A 15,604-nucleotide genomic window follows, 5' to 3' on the forward strand; every position below is an offset into this window, starting at 1 on the left:
TTTTCGTTATGTCGTCACCGTCGGCGCGTCGCGCCCCGTGCGCGCGCGGATCTGCGCCACCTGCTCCGCCACGCCTGTCAATCCCGCCAGCGCTTGCCGGGTCGGGATGGCGTGCTGCGCGGGATCGGCTTCATAGCGCTCCAGGTACAGGCGCAGGGTGGCGCCCTCGGTGCCCGTGCCCGACAGGCGCAGCACGATGCGCGCGCCGTCCGTCATGATGATGCGGATGCCCTGCTGCGTCGCCACCGAGCCGTCAACGGGGTCCGTGTAGCTGAAATCGTCGGCCAGCGCCACCGTGTAGCCATCGAATACCTGGCCAGGCAGGGTGGCCAGCCGGCCGCGCACGGCGTCCATCAGCTGCGCCGCGCAAGCGCTGTCGATGTCTTCGTAATCGTGGCGCGAGTAGTAGTTGCGGCCATGGGCGGCCCAGTGCGCGCGCACGATGGCTTCCACCGATTGCTTTTTTTCCGCCAGCAGGTTGAGCCAGAACAAGACGGCCCACACGCCATCCTTTTCGCGCACATGGTTCGAGCCCGTGCCGTAGCTCTCTTCGCCGCACAGGGTGGCCAGGCCGGCGTCGAGCAGGGTGCCGAAGAACTTCCAGCCCGTCGGCGCCTCGTAGCACGGGATGCCCAGCGCGCTGGCGACCCGGTCGGCCGCCCCGGACGTCGGCATCGAGCGGGCGATGCCGGCCAGGCCGGCGCGGTAGCCGGGCGCCACGGCGGCGTTGGCGGCCAGGATGGCCAGGCTGTCCGAGGGCGTGACGTCGAAGCGCCGGCCGACGATCATGTTGCGGTCGCCGTCGCCGTCCGAGGCGGCGCCAAAATCGGGGGCATCATCAGCCGCCATGATGGCGATCAGTTCCCGCGCGTTGACGGGATTCGGGTCCGGGTGGCCGCCGCCGAAGTCTTCCAGGGGCACGCCGTTGATCACGCTGCCCTTGGTCGCGCCCAGCATGCCTTCCAGGATGGCCGCCGCATACGGGCCGGAGACGGCGTGCATGCCGTCAAAGCAGATGCGCAGGCCGCCCGCGAGCAGGGCGCGGATGGCGTCGAAGTCGAACAGCTGCTGCATCAGTTCAGCGTAGTCAAGAACCGGGTCGATCACTTCGACCGTCATCTGCTCGATGCGTACCGCGCCCAAGGTATCGAGGTCGATGTCGGCAGCGTCGCTGATGCGGTATTCGCGGATGGCTTGCGTACGGGCGTAGATGGCCTCGGTGACCTTTTCGGGCGCCGGGCCGCCATTGGCGATGTTGTACTTGATGCCGAAATCGCCATCGGGCCCGCCGGGATTGTGGCTGGCCGACAGGATGATGCCGCCGCCGGCGCCATGCTTGCGGATCACGCAGCTGACGGCGGGCGTCGACAGGATGCCGCCCTGTCCCAGCAGCACGCGCGCGTAGCCGTGCGCGGCCGCCATGCGCAGCACCGTCTGGATCGCCGCGCGGTTGTAGTAACGCCCGTCGCCGCCCAGCACCAGGGTCTGGCCGCGGCAGTCGCCCACGCTATCGAACACGCTCTGCACGAAGTTTTCCAGGTATTGCGGGGCGCTGAAGACCGCCACCTTCTTGCGCAGGCCCGAGGTGCCGGGCCGCTGGCCGGCAATCGGCGCCGTGTTGATGATTTGAATAGACATGTTGCCTCCCTGTTAACTTCCCATGTTAATGCATGCGGGCCGCCAGGCAAAGCGTTGTACGCCTGCCACGGTGCGGCAAGCCGCTTAGCGCAGCATCCCGGCATTCTGTATAATGAGAATCATTCTCATATGCGGCATTCCTGGCTGCGGACTCAGACATCGGACGCCGTGGTTGCACGCTATTACCAAGAACTGTTGAACTTTTGCTGGCGCAGCTTGCGCAACCGCGAGGCTGCCTTTGATCTGGTGCAGGAAAGCTATGTGCGCGTGCTGGGCGCGCAGGACGGTGCGCGTGAACCGGCCGTGCGCGAACCGCGCGCGCTGCTGTACCGCACGGCGCGCAATCTGCTGATCGACCAGCACCGCCGCGCCGCCCTGCGCCGGCACGACGCGCTCGACGTCCTGCCGGAAGCGGCGCATCCGGCCGCGCCCCTGCATTTGCAGCCGGAACAGGCGCTGGAAGGCAGCCAGGACTGGCAAGCGTGCGTGGCCGCCATCGACGCCCTGCCGCCCCGCTGCCGCGACGCCTTCGTGCTGCACGTGTTCGAGGAATTGCCGCACGCGCAGATCGCCGCGCGCATGGGCATATCCGTGAGCATGGTGGAAAAACACATCGCGCGGGGCATGCTCAGTTGCCAGGCGCAGTTGCATTCTTTGCGCAAAGCCACATAATGGCGCCCATGACCGCCCTCCCGCCCCGCCATGATTTCGGCCCCTCCGCCCAGGACGAGGCGGACTTGCGCGGGCATGCCGCTTTTGCCGCCACACAAGACCCGCTGGCGCTGGCGGCGGCCACCTGGTTCAGCCGGCGCAATGACCTCGATGCGCAAGGCCAGGCCGGGTTTGCCGCCTGGCTGGCCGCCGACCCGCTGCACGCGCAAGCGTATGCGCAGTTGCAGGGCACCCACCGCGCAGTACGCCGGATTCCCGCGCATGTCGCCGCGCGCTGGACGGTGCCAACGGCCGCCCCTGCGCCAGTGTCCGCTCCCCGCCGGCACTGGCTGCGCGCGCTGCCGTATGCGGCCGCCGCCATGCTGCTGCTCGGCGTGGGCGCGGGCGGCTACCGGTGGTGGCAGCAGCAAGCCGTGTTCAGCCAGTCGTACGCCACGGCGCGCGGCCAGCGCCTGGCCGTCGCCCTGCCCGACGGCAGCAAGCTGCAGCTGGACACGGCCACGCAGCTGCACGTGACCCTGTACCGCCAGCGCCGCGAAGTGCGCCTGGCGCATGGCGAAGCGCTGTTCCTGGTGCAAGCAAAGCAAGGGCAGCCGTTCAACGTGTTCAGCGGCCCTGTGACGGTGACGGTGGTGGGCACGCAGTTTTCCGTGCGCAACACCCTTGCCCAGGACGGCCAGTTGCGCGTGGCCGTGCAGCATGGCCACGTGCGCGTGGCGGGGGCGCGGCAAGAGCAGGCCGAGCTGACGGCCGGCCAGGGCGTGACGGCCGATGCCGCCGGGAATTTGTCGGCCGTCGCCAGCCTGGCCCCCGGCAGCGTGGCGCCGTGGCGCGACGGCAGGATCACTTTCGACAACGTGCCGCTGGGCGCGGCGCTGGCCGAATTCGAGCGCTATGGCGACACGGGCCTGCTCGTGCGCGATCCCGCCGTGGCGCGGCTGCGCATCGGCGGCAGCTTCAGCCTGACCCAGCTCGACCGCTTCGCCGCCGCCCTGCCCCAGCTGCTGCCCGTGCAAATCGTCCGCGACGGCGCCGCCAGCGAGATCCGCATGGCGCCGAAATTGCAGCAGCAGGCGCCGTCAATACAACTGCCCAAAAAAATAAATACAAATAATTCTTATTCGCAGGTGAGGATTTAGACCGCTGCCGCGTCTACCAGGTGAACCGACAACAAATTAACCTGGAGAAATGCAACATGTGGTCCCCCCGCCTCAATCTGACACCCGCCCCCCTCGCCCTGGCCGCCATGCTGGCCCTGGGCAGCATCCCCCTGGCGCAGGCGCAAACGGCGCCCACCGTCAAACTGGCCATCGCCGCCCAGCCGCTGGGGCAAGCCCTGAATGAGCTGGCGCGGCAAGCCAATCTGCAACTGCTGTTTGCACCGGACCTCGTGGCCGGCAAGACGGCGCCCGCCGTCAGCGCCACCCTCAGCGTGCGCGACGGCCTGGAGCGCCTGCTGGCCGGCAGCGGGCTGCAAGCATCGATGGACGGCAATGCCGTCATCATCAAGGCCGCGCCCAAGGCCACGGGCGAAGCGGCGACCCTGTCGGAAATCACGGTGACGGCCAATGGCGAGCGCACGGCCGCCAGCGAAGGCACGGGCGCCTACACGACGCGCGCCGTGACCCTGGCGGGCGCGGAGCGCTCGCTGCGCGACACGCCGCAATCGGTGTCCGTGGTCACGCGCCAGCAGATGGACGACAAGAACCTGTTCACCTTGGACCAGGTGCTGGAACAAAGCACGGGCCTGACGCGCATGAACCGCAGCTTCGGCTCGCATGAATTCCTGTCGCGCGGCAATGCCTTGTCTTACCTGATCGACGGCATGCCCGGCATTTCCGACAATGCCACGGGCTGGCTGATCCCCGACATGGCCGTGTATGACCGCGTGGAAATCCTGCGCGGTTCGGCCGGCCTGATCGTCGGCGCCGGCACGCCGGGCGGTGTGGCCAACCTGGTGCGCAAGCGGCCCCGCGCCGAAGCGCATGCGGACGCGACGGCCACCGTGGGCAGCTGGCAGCAGCGCCGCGTGGAACTCGACGCGGGCGCGCCGCTGAACGGGGCCGGCACGGTGCGCGGGCGCGCGCTGGTCGCCTATGAAGACCGCGATTACTTTTATGATGCGGCGCACAGCCGCATGCCATTGTTCTACGGCATCGTCGAGGCGGACCTCGACGCCGCCACCACCGTGCGCGCCGGCGCGCGCCGCCAGCACACGGTGACGCACGGCTACTGGCTGTTCGGCCTGCCCCGCTACAGCGACGGCGCCACCTTGCCGGTACGCCGCTCGACGTCGCTGGCGCAGGACTGGAACCGCCACGACGCCACCATCGGCGAACTGTTCGCCGACCTCGAACACCGTTTTGGCGGCGACTGGAAGGCCAAGCTTGCCATCAACCGCACGTATGGGGCCTTCGACCAGCAGGCGGCCATCGTGCGCGGCAGCATCAATCCCGCCACGCAACAGGGAGCGCGCCTGTACACGGTCAATTACCGCAAGCAGGATATCGTCACCACGGGCCTGGACGCCAACGCGGCCGGCAGCTTCCAGGCCTGGGGCGGCAGGCATGAGGTGTTGCTGGGCATGAATGCCTCGCGCGCCCTCACCGACGATCACGCGGCCTCGACCTCGCCGGGCCTGCCCTTCGACGTCTTCCACCCGAACAATACGCTGCTCGCGCAGCCCGCGCATCCGGCCTGGGACTCGCTGCCGCACCTGAACGAGCAGCATTACGGCGCCTACGCCAGCACGCGCTGGGAACTGCGCCCGGACCTGCATCTGCTGCTGGGCGGGCGCCTGAGCTGGTTCGACAAGCAAACCACGGGCAAGCTGGCCACCGATCCCGTCAGCCGCTACAAGGAAAGCCGCGAATTCACGCCGTACGCGGGCCTGGTGCACGACCTGGGCAAGCAATGGTCCGTGTACGGCAGCTACGCCAGCATCTTCCAGCCGCAGAGCCTGTACTACACGCTGGGCGGACAACCGTTGAAACCCGTCGTGGGCGACACCTATGAAGCGGGCGTGAAGGGCGAGCTGTACGACGGCCGCCTGAACGTGGCGCTGGCCGCCTTTCGCATCAACAAGCGCGACACGGCCGTGTACGACGAGGCCAGCAATGACGATTGCCTGAAGTGGGACGTGACGGGCAGCTGCTACCGCAATGGCCGCCCCATCCGCAGCACGGGCATCGACGCGGACGCCAGCGGCGAAGTGCTGCCGGGCTGGCAGTTATCGTCCGGCTACACCTACAACATCGCGCGCGGCGAAGGCGACGAAACGCCGCCCACCGTCACGCCCAAGCACATGCTGCGCCTGTCGACCAGCTACCGCCTGCCCGGCGCGTGGAACCACTGGACGGTGGGCGGCGGCATCTCGGCGCAAAGCGGCTATGTCTATCGGGCCGATGACAACCCCGACGTGCGTTTCCGCAACGGCGGACGCACGGTGTGGGATGCGCGCGCTTCGTACGTGTTCAACCGCAACTGGAGCGCCAATCTCAGCATCGCCAATGTGACGGACAAGGCCTATTGGGCCGCCACGGGCGAATTGCGTCGCGGCAATTACTTCGGCGAACCGCGCAACCTCATCCTGACCGTGCGCTATATGCCGACTTTGTAATCCAGGCAGGTTTCCGGCGCTACACTTTTCCACTCTCGATAAAGATATCCGATGCAACATTTCCGTTTTCAAGTTACCCCCCTCGCCCTGGCCGCCATGCTGGCCCTGGGCAACATCCCCCTGGCACAGGCGCAAACGGCGCCCACCGTCAAACTGGCCATCGCCGCCCAGCCGCTGGGGCAAGCCCTGAATGAACTGGCGCGGCAAGCCAATCTGCAATTGCTGTTTTCACCCGACCTCGTGGCCGGCAAGGCGGCGCCCGCCGTCAGCGGCACCCTCAGCGTGGCCGACAGCCTCGAGCGCCTGCTGGCCGGCAGCGGCCTGGCCGCCAGCATCGACGGCAACAGCGTCATCATCCGTCCGGCGCCCGCCGCCACGGGCAAGGTGGCGACCCTGGCGGAAATCACCGTCAGCGCGCGCCAGGAGGCCACGCCAGACAGCGAGCTGACGAAGTCGTATGCGGCGCAGGCGGTGAGCATCGGCAAGGGCCGGCAAAGCCTGCGCGAGATTCCCCAGTCCGTCTCCGTGCTGACGCGCCAGCAACTGAACGATCAGAATTTGCTGAGCCTGGAAGACGCCATGCGCGGGGTGACGGGCATCACCGTCGAAGCGAGCAGCACGGGCGGCAACCACGGCAACTTTTACTCGCGCGGCTATGCGCTCGATGCGGTGCAGGTCGATGGCGTGATGACGCCCGCCAGCACGGGCAACGACCTGTCGGCCGGCTTCGGCCTGGCCATCTATGACCGCGTGGAAGTGCTGCGCGGCCCGGCCGGCCTGTTCCAGGGCGCGGGAGATCCGGGCGGCACCATCAACCTGGTGCGCAAGCGGGCGCGCGACACCTTCGCCGCCAGCGGCGTGCTCAGCGCAGGTTCCTGGGACCGCTACTATGCGGAAGCGGACGTGACCGGCCCCCTGAGCGCGGACGGCAAGGTGCGCGGCCGCCTGGTGGCGGCCTACGAACACCGGCGCTCCTTCGTCGACCATGTGTATGCGGAAAAACCGCTGCTGTATGGCACCGTTGCCGTCGACGTGGCGCCGGGCACCGTGCTGACGGGTGGCGTCACCTGGCAGGAATACAAGGGCCGTCCCGCCTTTGGCCTGCCCGCCTATGAAGACGGGCGCCTGCTCGATGTGCCCCGCTCGACCTACCTCGACCCCGCCTGGAACCACATCACGGAAAAGGTCACGGAATACTTTGCCGAACTCGAGCATAAGCTGGACAACGGCGGCCAGGTCAAGGTGACGGCCCTGTACCGCGAGCAGGACGAGCCATCGCGCAACTTCGGCTGGTCCGACTGCTCGGCCGATCCCGTCACGGGCGACAGCTGCCTGATCAGCTGGAACTACCGCAGCCACTGGAAGACGCAGGGACTCGACGCCTGGCTGGCCACGCCGTTCCAGGCGTTTGGCCGCAGCCACGACCTGATCGTGGGCGCCGACTACCGCCAGGTACACAAGAATTTCCAGTATGGCGGCGGCAACAATGCGCCGATCAACATCTTCCATCCAGATAACAATATCGCCCAGCCCAGCTACACCTTTTCCAACGGCAACGATAACCGCACCAAACAGTTCGGCCTGTACGCGCGCACCCGCCTGCAAGCGACGGACCGGCTGGCCATCAACCTGGGCGGGCGCCTGACGCACTGGAACAACCACACCGTCAACCGCAACGCCTATTTCAACCAGTTCACCGATGTCAGCAACACCATCAAGGCGAAATTCACGCCGTATGCGGGCCTGGTCTACGAACTCGACAAGCAGGTGTCGGCCTACGGCAGCTACACGCGCATCTTCTCGCCCCAGAGCACCACGGACTCTGCCGGCCAGACCCTGAAACCGCGCACGGGCCAGCAATTCGAGCTGGGCCTGAAGGCGGAGCTGTTCGACAAGAATGTCAACGCGCATGCGGCCCTGTTCCGCATGGAAGACGAGCACCGCGTCATGCCCGATCCAGCCAACCCGCTGTTTTCCATCGGCGCGGGCAAGATGCGCAGCCAGGGCGTAGAAACTGAACTGAGCGGCAGCCCCCTGCCGGGCTGGAACATCACGAGCGGCTATTCCTACACCAGCACGCGCACCCTCGAAGGCAGCGATGACCAGAAGGCGCAACTGTATTCCTTCATCGCGCCACGCCACAACTTCAATCTGTGGACCAATTACCGGCTGGCCGGCGCGCTCGACAAGATCAGCGTGGGCGGCGGCTTGCGCAGCGTCAGCAGCATGTACCGCCTGAACGGCCCCGTGAAATTCGGGCAGGGGCCCGTCACCACGGTGGGCTTGCAGGCGGGCTACCGCCTCAGTCCCAAGCTGGAGCTGTCGCTGACGGTGAACAACCTGTTCGACAAGAAGTACTACACGCGCGTGTGGGCCGCCTATGGTTCCAACTTCTACGGCGAACCACGCAACGCCATGCTGACCCTGCGCGGCCAGCTGTAACGCTTGCACAACAGGACGGCCGCCGCCAGCAATGGGGCGGCCGTCCCCGTTTACAACATCGCACTCTTGCATGTCTCGCAACTCCGCACTATAATAAGAATAGTTCTCATTCACATTTGGATTCCATTCGGAGTCCGCATCCCGCATGTCCCGCCTGCCATCGACCGGCCAGGACGGCATGGCTGATGCGCAGCTGGATGACACGCTGCGCCAGCCAGGCATCCCCGCCAAGCAAGCCTCCCCCTATCAATAACGAAAAAAGGTCGTTTCATGGCGCGAGCACGTTCGCTGGCCGGCGCTGCCGCCGCCACTTTCCAGTACTTTGCAACGCTGCGACAACCACGGTTCTCACCACAAACTAAGGCATACACCATGCACATCACTTCCATCGCGCGCCCCGGCGCCCTCGCCACCGCCCTGCTGGGCGCAGCCCTCGCTTCTGGCTCGGCCAGCGCGCACCAGATCTGGCTGCAGCAGGACGGCAACGCGGCCAGCGTGTACTTCGGCGAGTTCGGCGACAACCTGCGCGAAGCGTCGCCCGGCCTGCTGGACAAGTTCAGCATCACGAACGTGACGTGGGTGTCGGCCAAGGGCGCGCAGCCGCTGCAGGCAAGCAAGACGGCCGGCGCCTTCATCCTGAACGGCAAGGTGGGCGCCGGCGAAAGCATCATCGTCGAGGAAGACAACTACCCGTCGTGGGAAGAGAAAAAGGATGGCAAGAGCACGCGCACCGTGTGGATTCCCGCCGCGCGCCTGGTCGCCGACGGCAAGGCGCAAGCGCCCGTGCTGACCCTGGACCTGGTGCCGACCGGCAAACCCGGCCAGTTCCAGGTCAGCTACCAGGGCAAGCCGCTGGCGCAAGCGAAGGTCAATGCCGTGGTGCAATCGGGCTGGGGCAAGGAAGCGTGGAGCGATGCGCAAGGCCTGGTCAGCTTCGCGCTGCCGTGGAAAGGCACCTATGTGCTGGAAGTGCAGCATACGGACAGGACGGCCGGCCAGCGCGGCACGCAAGCCTATGACAAGGCCATGTTCGTGACCACCCTGAGCCTGCTGCAGCCGCAAGGCGTGACGCCGCTGCCGGCCGGCCCGGTCCTGCCACCGAGCAAGGATCACGACTGACCATGCAAGCGCCTGCCCTACCTGAAAAAATCGCGCGCCTGCGACTCTCCGCCGGGGCCGTGTACCGCCTCGGCGTGGCGTCGCGCAGCGTCGCGGCCATCGCTGGCGGCTACGTGCTGGCAGCGATGGTCACCATGCTGCTGTCGGTGAGCCTGCCCATGGCCCGTTCCGAAGCCGTCATGACGGCCACCCTGCTGTCGTTTGCCATCTACACCTGCGCCGTGATGTGGGTCTTCGCCACGCGCAGCGCCCTGCGCGCCTGGCTGGGCCTGTTGATTCCCGCCGCCGTCATCGCCGCCATCCTGCAATTGATGGACGCACTATCCTGGAGTCTCGCATGAAAGAAGGTTTCCGCCAGTCGATGGCATGGCTGCACACCTGGTCCGGCCTGCTCGTCTGCTGGATCCTGCTGCTGGTGTTTTGCGCCGGCACGGCCAGCTACTACCGCAATGAAATCACGCTATGGATGCAGCCCGAACTGCACGGCGCCGCCGCCAGCCAGGTGAGCACCGAGGAAGCGGCCAGGGTCGCGCAACACGCGATGCAAGAGCGCGCCACGGGCGCCACGCGCTGGTTCATCAGCCTGCCCGGCGAGCGCAATCCCGCCACCCAGCTGGGCTGGAGCAAGCCGTCGCAACCGGGCGAAAAGAAGCGCGGACGGCGCGGCAATTTTCATAGCGAAAAAGCCGACCCGGCCACGGGCGAAGTGCTGTCCAAGCCGCGCGAGACGCGCGGCGGCGAATTCCTCTACCGCCTGCATTTCGACCTGCACTACATGTCGGCCATCTGGGGCCGCTGGATCGTGGGTTTCTGCGCCATGTTCATGTTCGTCTCCATCATCAGCGGCATCGTCACGCACAAGCGCATCTTCAAGGACCTGTTTACCTTCCGTCCGAAAAAGGGCCAGCGCTCGTGGCTCGACGCGCACAACGTGACGGCCGTGCTGGCCCTGCCCTACCACATCATGATTACCTACACGGGCCTGGTCACATTGATGTTCCTGTACATGCCGTCCGGCGTCACGGCCGCCTACAAGGGCGACCAGGATGCCTTCTTTGCCGAAGCGTTTCCCGGCCGCTCGGGCGACAGCAAGCCGGCCGGCGTGGCCGCGCCGCTGACGCCGATCGCGCCCCTGGTGCGCCAGGCGGAGCAGCAATGGGGCGGCAAGGTCGAACGCATCTCCGTGAATCACCCGGGCGACGCCAACGCCACCATCACGCTGACGCGCGCCGGCGGACGCGACATGTCGTCGAAGCAGCCATCGATGGAGTTCGATGGCGTGTCCGGCAAGCTGCTGGCTACCGACGGCGACGCGCTGCCCGGCGCCGCCGCCACGCAGGGCGTGATGGTCGGACTGCACGTCGCGCATTTCGGCGGACCGCTGCTGCGCGCCCTGTTCTTCCTGTCCGGCCTGGCCGGCTGCGCCATGGTCGCCACGGGCGCCCTGCTGTGGGCCGTCAAGACGCGCCAGAAGCAGGCCAAGGCGCTGGCCGCCGGCAAGCGCGCCAGCTTCGGCCTGCGCCTGGTCGAAGCGCTCAACATCGGCGCCATCGCCGGCATCCCGATCGCCTTCGGCGCCTACTTCTGGGCCAACCGCCTGCTGCCGGTGGCGATGGAGGAACGCCCGAAAGAGGAAATCGCCTGCTTCTTCGGCGCCTGGGCCCTGGCCGCCATCATCGCCCAGCTGCGCCCCTCGCGCGCCATGTGGCGCATGCAGCTGGCCGCCGGCGCCTTCCTGCTGTGCGCCCTGCCCGTGCTGAACGTCTTGACCGGCGGTGCCCACCTGGGCGCGATCCTGTTCCTGGGCCGCGGCCCCGTGGCGGTGGCCGCCTTCGACCTGGTGGTGCTGGTGCTGGGCCTGGGCCTCGCGTATGCGGCGTTCAAGCTCAAGTCCCTGCCCGTAAAAGCGGCCAAGGCTGCCCCCGTCAAGCCGGCAACAACCATGGAGGCCGCGTGATGGAGCAGCTGTCGACCTTCCTCGCGAATTTTCTGGTCTTCGCCCTGTGCTATGCGGGCCTGTCCTCGCTGTGCCTGGCCATGGACCGGCACTACGCCGACCTGCACGGCCGCGGCGCCGAGCCGCCCGCGCCGCTGCGCCGCCGCCTGCGCTGGACGGGCTGGCTGGCGCTGGCCCTGGGCCTGGCCTGGGCCATGCACAGCGCCGGCTATGGCTACGGCCTGGTGGCGTGGGTCGGCAGCCTGACGGGCTGCGGCCTGCTGCTCATCTGGCTGCTGCCATATATGCCCCGCCAGGCCATGCGCCTGGCGCGCGGCGCCGGCGGGGCGGCCGTGCTGGCGGCCGTGGCCCTCGCCGTCCTGTGAACTAGGCCGGGGCGCCGCACCTGAGCAGCGCTTCGATGCCTTCCGGTCCCATGGCGCGGCCAAGAAAGTAGCCGAACGCCTCGTCGCAGCCCATCTCGGCCAGCAGTTCCAGCTGCTCGCCGTTTTCCACGCCGCCGGCGATGGTGCGCAGCCCCAGCGTGTGCGCCATGGCCACGATGGCGCGCACCATGGCGCTGTCGCCGCCCGGCTTGCCCAGGTCGTCGATAAAGCATTTTTCGATCTTCACGGCGTCGGCGGGAAAGCGCTTCAGGTAATTGAGCGACGCGTCGCCCGTGCCGAAATCGCTGATGGCAATCGCCATGCCCAGCTGGCGGAACTGGCGCAGTATCAGCTCGCAATTCTGGTTGCGGTCGATCAGGATGGCCGCCGCGATTTCCAGTTCGATGCAGTGCCCCGGCACCCCGGCCGCCTCCAGCGCGGCGGCAAAATTGTGCGCGATGTCGCGCTGGTAGAACTGGCGCGCCGACAGGCTGACGGACACCGTCAGCGGCTGGCCCTGCGCAATCCAGCTGCGCGCCTGCTCGACGGCCGTGGCCAGCACCCACGCCCCCACCGGCAGGATCAGGGCGCTCTCCTCCAGCACGTGCAGGAAGTCGAGCGGCATCATCAGGCCCAGTTCCGGATGCTTCCAGCGCAGCAGCGCCTTCACGCCCGTGATGCTGCGCGTCTTCAGGTCCATCCTGGGCTGGTAATACAGCACGAACTCGTTGCGTTCGAGCGCATGCCGCAGGGCCGTCTCGAGGATGGTGCGCGAATACGACTGCGCCTGCATGCGCGAGGCATAGCGCAAGCAGGTGCCGGGCGCGTGGCGCTTGGCCGCATACATGGCCAGGTCGGCCTTCTCGATCAGCGCATTGACGTCGTCGTCGTCATCGGGGTACAGGGCCACGCCCACGCTGGCCGCCACCGCCAGGCTGTACTCGCCGATGACGAAGGGCGCGGCGATGGCGCAGACGATTTTCTCGGCCACCCGCTCGGCATCCTGCGCCACGCGCAGCTCCGTCAGCAGGATGATGAATTCATCGCCGCCCTGGCGCGCCACCGTATCGACCTTGCGCACGCATTGCTGCACGCGGCGCGCGAATTCCGTCAGCACCTGGTCGCCCACGTCGTGTCCCAGGCTGTCGTTGATGGACTTGAAGCGGTCGATGTCGACGAACAGCACGGCCAGCAAGCCCTGGTGGCGGCGCGCATACGCGATGCCATGCTCGAAGCGGATCTGAAAATGCAGGCGGTTCGGCAGCCCCGTCAGGCCGTCGTGGTGGGCGATGAATTCCAGCTGCTGCTCCGCGCGCCGGCGCGCCGACACATCATGCAGCAGCAAGACGGCGCCGCCCTGCGCCAGCGGCGCGCAGCTGTACTGCACGTCGATGCGCTTGCCGTCGAGAGGGCGCAGCAGCACGGCGCCGCGCGCCACTTCCAGCACTTCCTGGCGCGCCACGCAGTCGCGCACCTGGCGCGCCGCGTCGACGGGCGCGCCGTCGTGGAACAGGGGCAGCAGCCCGGTCACGGGCTGGCCCGGCCCGTCGCCCGGCAGCAGCCCTCCCAGCACGCCGGCGCGCGGATTCAGATACCGCACCACGCCATCCTGGTCGGTGCCGATGACGGCGGCCGGCAGCGCGTGCAGCAGCGCCAGCGCATCGGCCATGCGCTGCGCCTGCGCCGCCTGCAGCACCGCGCCGGCCGCATGGCGCATGCGCCATGCACGGGCCGTCTGCCACTGGCAAGCCAGCAGCACGCTCAGCATCACGGCCAGGGTCAGGCACAGCGCCAGCAGCAGCGCCGTCATACGTCACCCGGCAGGCAGGAGATGGAAGACATGCTTTTCCTTTGCAACGCGCGCCATGCGGCCGGGCGCAGATCCATGCGGAAAGGAAATAGTATAAGAATTTCGGCAAGAATTTTGCCTGATGAAGCGCCGCTTGACTGGCATCAAGCGGCGCTGGGCACGCCCGCCTCAGGCCAGCGACAGCCTGCGGGCCTGCGCGGCGCCAGCCGGCGCGGCCACGCCGGGCGTCCCGTGCAGCTGGAAGATGCTGACGGCGTCGGCCAGGCTGGCCGCCTGCTGCTGCAGCGCATCCGCGGCGGCGGCGGCCTGCTCCACCAGCGCCGCGTTCTGCTGCGTCACGCCATCCATCTGGCTGATGGCGATGCTGATCTGCTCGATGCCGTCGCGCTGCTCCACGCTGGCCACGGCGATCTCGCCGATGATGGCGTTCACGCGCTGCACGCTGCCCACCACCTCATCCATCGTGCGCCCCGCCTGGCCGGCCAGCACGCTGCCCTCTTCCACCGTGCGCACGGATTCGCCGATCAGCTGCTTGATTTCCATGGCCGCCGCTGCCGAGCGGTGCGCGAGGCTGCGCACTTCGGTGGCGACGACGGCGAAACCGCGCCCCTGCTCGCCGGCGCGCGCCGCTTCCACGGCCGCATTCAGGGCCAGGATATTCGTCTGGAAGGCGATGCCGTCGATGACGGCGATGATGTCGACGATGCGCCTGGACGAAGCGTTGATATGGCTCATGGTCTGCACTACCTGCGCCACGGCCTCGCCGCCGCGCTGCGCCACGTCGGAAGCGCCGCCGGCCAGCTGGCGCGCCTGGTCGGCGTTGTCGTTGTTCTGCCGCACGGTGGACGTCAGCTCGATCATCGAGGCGGCCGTCTGTTCCAGCGAACTGGCCTGCTCCTCCGTGCGCGAAGACAGGTCCATATTGCCGCTGGCGATCTCTCCCGACGCCGTGGCGATGGCGTCCGTGCCGGCGCGCACCCGGCCCACGATGGCCGCCAGGTTGCCGCTCATCGCTTTCAGGGCCCGCAGCAGGTCGCCGATTTCATCGCGGCTGCCGTCGGCCACCACGGCGCGCAGGTCGCCGGCCGCCACCTGCTGGGCGATGCCGACGGCCGCGCCCAGCGGCACGGTGATGCTGCGGATCAGCCACCAGACCGTGACGCTGCCGACGACGAGCGTCACCAGCACAGTGGCCAGCATGACGATGCTGGCGCTGCGGTGCGCGGCGTCATCCTGCTCCTTCATCTGCGCCATCAGGCTGTGCGACTGCTTGCCGATGGCAGCGACGATGGCGTCGATCTGGCGCGTCGGTTCGCGGTCCATGCCCTTGACCAGCGCGTCGACCGTGTGGGCGCTGTCGGCGCGCGCGCCGTCATACTGTTGCAGCGCCGCCAGGTAGCTCACGCCCAGCGCATCGTGCGCCTGCAACGCACGCTCGACGGGCGCCGTGTCGAGTTTCAAGGCTTCCATCATGGCCTGCAAGCCTTTCAATTCCTTGCGCGTCTGCGCGCCGCTGGCGACAAACGCTTCGCGGTAGCGCTGGAAGGCGGCCGCGTCGCCGCCGCGCAGCAGGATGTTTTTCCATTCCTGCACCTGGATCTTGAATTCCACCTGCGCGCTGCGCGCCGCATCGACGGCTTCCGTCAAGGCCACGGCGCGCTGCATGGCGTCGGCGCTGCGCGCGCTGGCCGCGTCGAGCGCGCTCCAGCCGCGCGCGCCGACGAACACCAGCGCAAGAAAGAAGAAGGCGCCCAACAGACCCAGGCGGACGGAGATTTTCAGATTCGCGAGTTGCATGTGTTTCTCCCGGCGGCAAGAACAGGATGGCAACAAAGGCGCCGCCGAATCTATCCAATTCTCACCAAATGAAGAAATCATGCAGCGCGCCCCATGAAAAACCAAGCGGCGCTTTCGTTAGAGAAACACTTTCAGCATAGAAACAACAAATTACACGGGAAGGTTGACTGTCTGGCCATATTGGC

General features: G+C 67.5%; 11 protein-coding genes. 8 read left to right on the forward strand and 3 right to left on the reverse strand.

The window, feature by feature from the left end; translation table 11 throughout:
* Nucleotides 1-6: 6 nt before the first annotated feature.
* Complete coding sequence (locus AC07VI_RS02475; RefSeq protein ID WP_099374263.1) at nt 7-1,638, reverse strand: alpha-D-glucose phosphate-specific phosphoglucomutase; 1,632 nt, start codon at nt 1,636-1,638, stop codon at nt 7-9.
* Between the two features lie 129 nt (nt 1,639-1,767).
* Between AC07VI_RS02475 and AC07VI_RS02480 the strand changes: the two genes are divergently transcribed.
* The 8 genes from AC07VI_RS02480 to AC07VI_RS02515 all read left to right on the forward strand — a co-directional run bounded on the left by AC07VI_RS02480 (nt 1,768) and on the right by AC07VI_RS02515 (nt 11,812).
* The gene (locus AC07VI_RS02480; protein ID WP_086146919.1) at nt 1,768-2,310 is read left to right on the forward strand and encodes an RNA polymerase sigma factor; all 543 of its coding nucleotides are present in this window, start codon (nt 1,768-1,770) and stop codon (nt 2,308-2,310) included.
* An 8-nt stretch (nt 2,311-2,318) separates the two neighbouring features.
* Entirely contained in the window at nt 2,319-3,449 is a 1,131-nt protein-coding gene (locus AC07VI_RS02485; RefSeq protein WP_216356373.1) for a FecR family protein, read from the forward strand.
* 56 nt (nt 3,450-3,505) lie between these two features.
* Nucleotides 3,506-5,929: a TonB-dependent siderophore receptor gene (locus AC07VI_RS02490; protein WP_492995588.1), complete on the forward strand. Its 2,424-nt coding sequence runs from the start codon at nt 3,506-3,508 to the stop codon at nt 5,927-5,929.
* 51 nt (nt 5,930-5,980) lie between these two features.
* Complete coding sequence (locus tag AC07VI_RS02495) at nt 5,981-8,371, forward strand: TonB-dependent siderophore receptor (RefSeq protein WP_086146922.1); 2,391 nt, start codon at nt 5,981-5,983, stop codon at nt 8,369-8,371.
* A gap of 372 nt (nt 8,372-8,743) precedes the next feature.
* On the forward strand, nt 8,744-9,490 hold the full coding sequence (locus tag AC07VI_RS02500) for a DUF4198 domain-containing protein (protein ID WP_086146923.1): 747 nt from the start codon (nt 8,744-8,746) through the stop codon (nt 9,488-9,490).
* Between the two features lie 2 nt (nt 9,491-9,492).
* On the forward strand, nt 9,493-9,831 hold the full coding sequence (locus tag AC07VI_RS02505) for a DUF3649 domain-containing protein (RefSeq protein ID WP_086146924.1): 339 nt from the start codon (nt 9,493-9,495) through the stop codon (nt 9,829-9,831).
* Entirely contained in the window at nt 9,828-11,447 is a 1,620-nt protein-coding gene (locus AC07VI_RS02510) for a PepSY-associated TM helix domain-containing protein (RefSeq protein WP_492995591.1), read from the forward strand. The genes AC07VI_RS02505 and AC07VI_RS02510 overlap by 4 nt, the downstream gene beginning before the upstream one ends.
* A complete protein-coding gene (locus tag AC07VI_RS02515; protein ID WP_086146926.1) occupies nt 11,447-11,812 on the forward strand; it encodes a DUF3325 domain-containing protein in 366 nt (121 codons plus the stop codon). Before AC07VI_RS02510 ends, AC07VI_RS02515 begins: the two co-directional genes overlap by 1 nt.
* 1 nt (nt 11,813) lies before the next feature.
* Here the strand turns inward: AC07VI_RS02515 and AC07VI_RS02520 are convergent, their stop codons facing one another.
* Together AC07VI_RS02520 and AC07VI_RS02525 are read right to left on the reverse strand one after the other, a co-directional pair.
* Nucleotides 11,814-13,622 carry a putative bifunctional diguanylate cyclase/phosphodiesterase gene (locus AC07VI_RS02520; protein WP_086146927.1) on the reverse strand — a complete coding sequence of 603 codons (1,809 nt, stop codon included), beginning with the start codon at nt 13,620-13,622 and terminating at the stop codon, nt 11,814-11,816.
* Nucleotides 13,623-13,790: 168 nt separating this feature from the next.
* Nucleotides 13,791-15,419, reverse strand: coding sequence for a methyl-accepting chemotaxis protein (locus AC07VI_RS02525; RefSeq protein WP_086146928.1), 1,629 nt, complete (start codon nt 15,417-15,419; stop codon nt 13,791-13,793).
* Between the last annotated feature and the right edge of the window lie 185 nt (nt 15,420-15,604).

The sequence above is a fragment of the Janthinobacterium sp. GW821-FHT03A03 genome (assembly GCF_059421435.1).

Coding starts and splice junctions, on each gene's coding strand:
- AC07VI_RS02475 (WP_099374263.1), bottom strand. CDS start 1,638: ATGTCTATTCAAATCATCAACACGGCGCCGATTGCCGGCCAGCGGCCC.
- AC07VI_RS02480 (WP_086146919.1), top strand. CDS start 1,768: ATGCGGCATTCCTGGCTGCGGACTCAGACATCGGACGCCGTGGTTGCA.
- AC07VI_RS02485 (WP_216356373.1), top strand. CDS start 2,319: ATGACCGCCCTCCCGCCCCGCCATGATTTCGGCCCCTCCGCCCAGGAC.
- AC07VI_RS02490 (WP_492995588.1), top strand. CDS start 3,506: ATGTGGTCCCCCCGCCTCAATCTGACACCCGCCCCCCTCGCCCTGGCC.
- AC07VI_RS02495 (WP_086146922.1), top strand. CDS start 5,981: ATGCAACATTTCCGTTTTCAAGTTACCCCCCTCGCCCTGGCCGCCATG.
- AC07VI_RS02500 (WP_086146923.1), top strand. CDS start 8,744: ATGCACATCACTTCCATCGCGCGCCCCGGCGCCCTCGCCACCGCCCTG.
- AC07VI_RS02505 (WP_086146924.1), top strand. CDS start 9,493: ATGCAAGCGCCTGCCCTACCTGAAAAAATCGCGCGCCTGCGACTCTCC.
- AC07VI_RS02510 (WP_492995591.1), top strand. CDS start 9,828: ATGAAAGAAGGTTTCCGCCAGTCGATGGCATGGCTGCACACCTGGTCC.
- AC07VI_RS02515 (WP_086146926.1), top strand. CDS start 11,447: ATGGAGCAGCTGTCGACCTTCCTCGCGAATTTTCTGGTCTTCGCCCTG.
- AC07VI_RS02520 (WP_086146927.1), bottom strand. CDS start 13,622: ATGACGGCGCTGCTGCTGGCGCTGTGCCTGACCCTGGCCGTGATGCTG.
- AC07VI_RS02525 (WP_086146928.1), bottom strand. CDS start 15,419: ATGCAACTCGCGAATCTGAAAATCTCCGTCCGCCTGGGTCTGTTGGGC.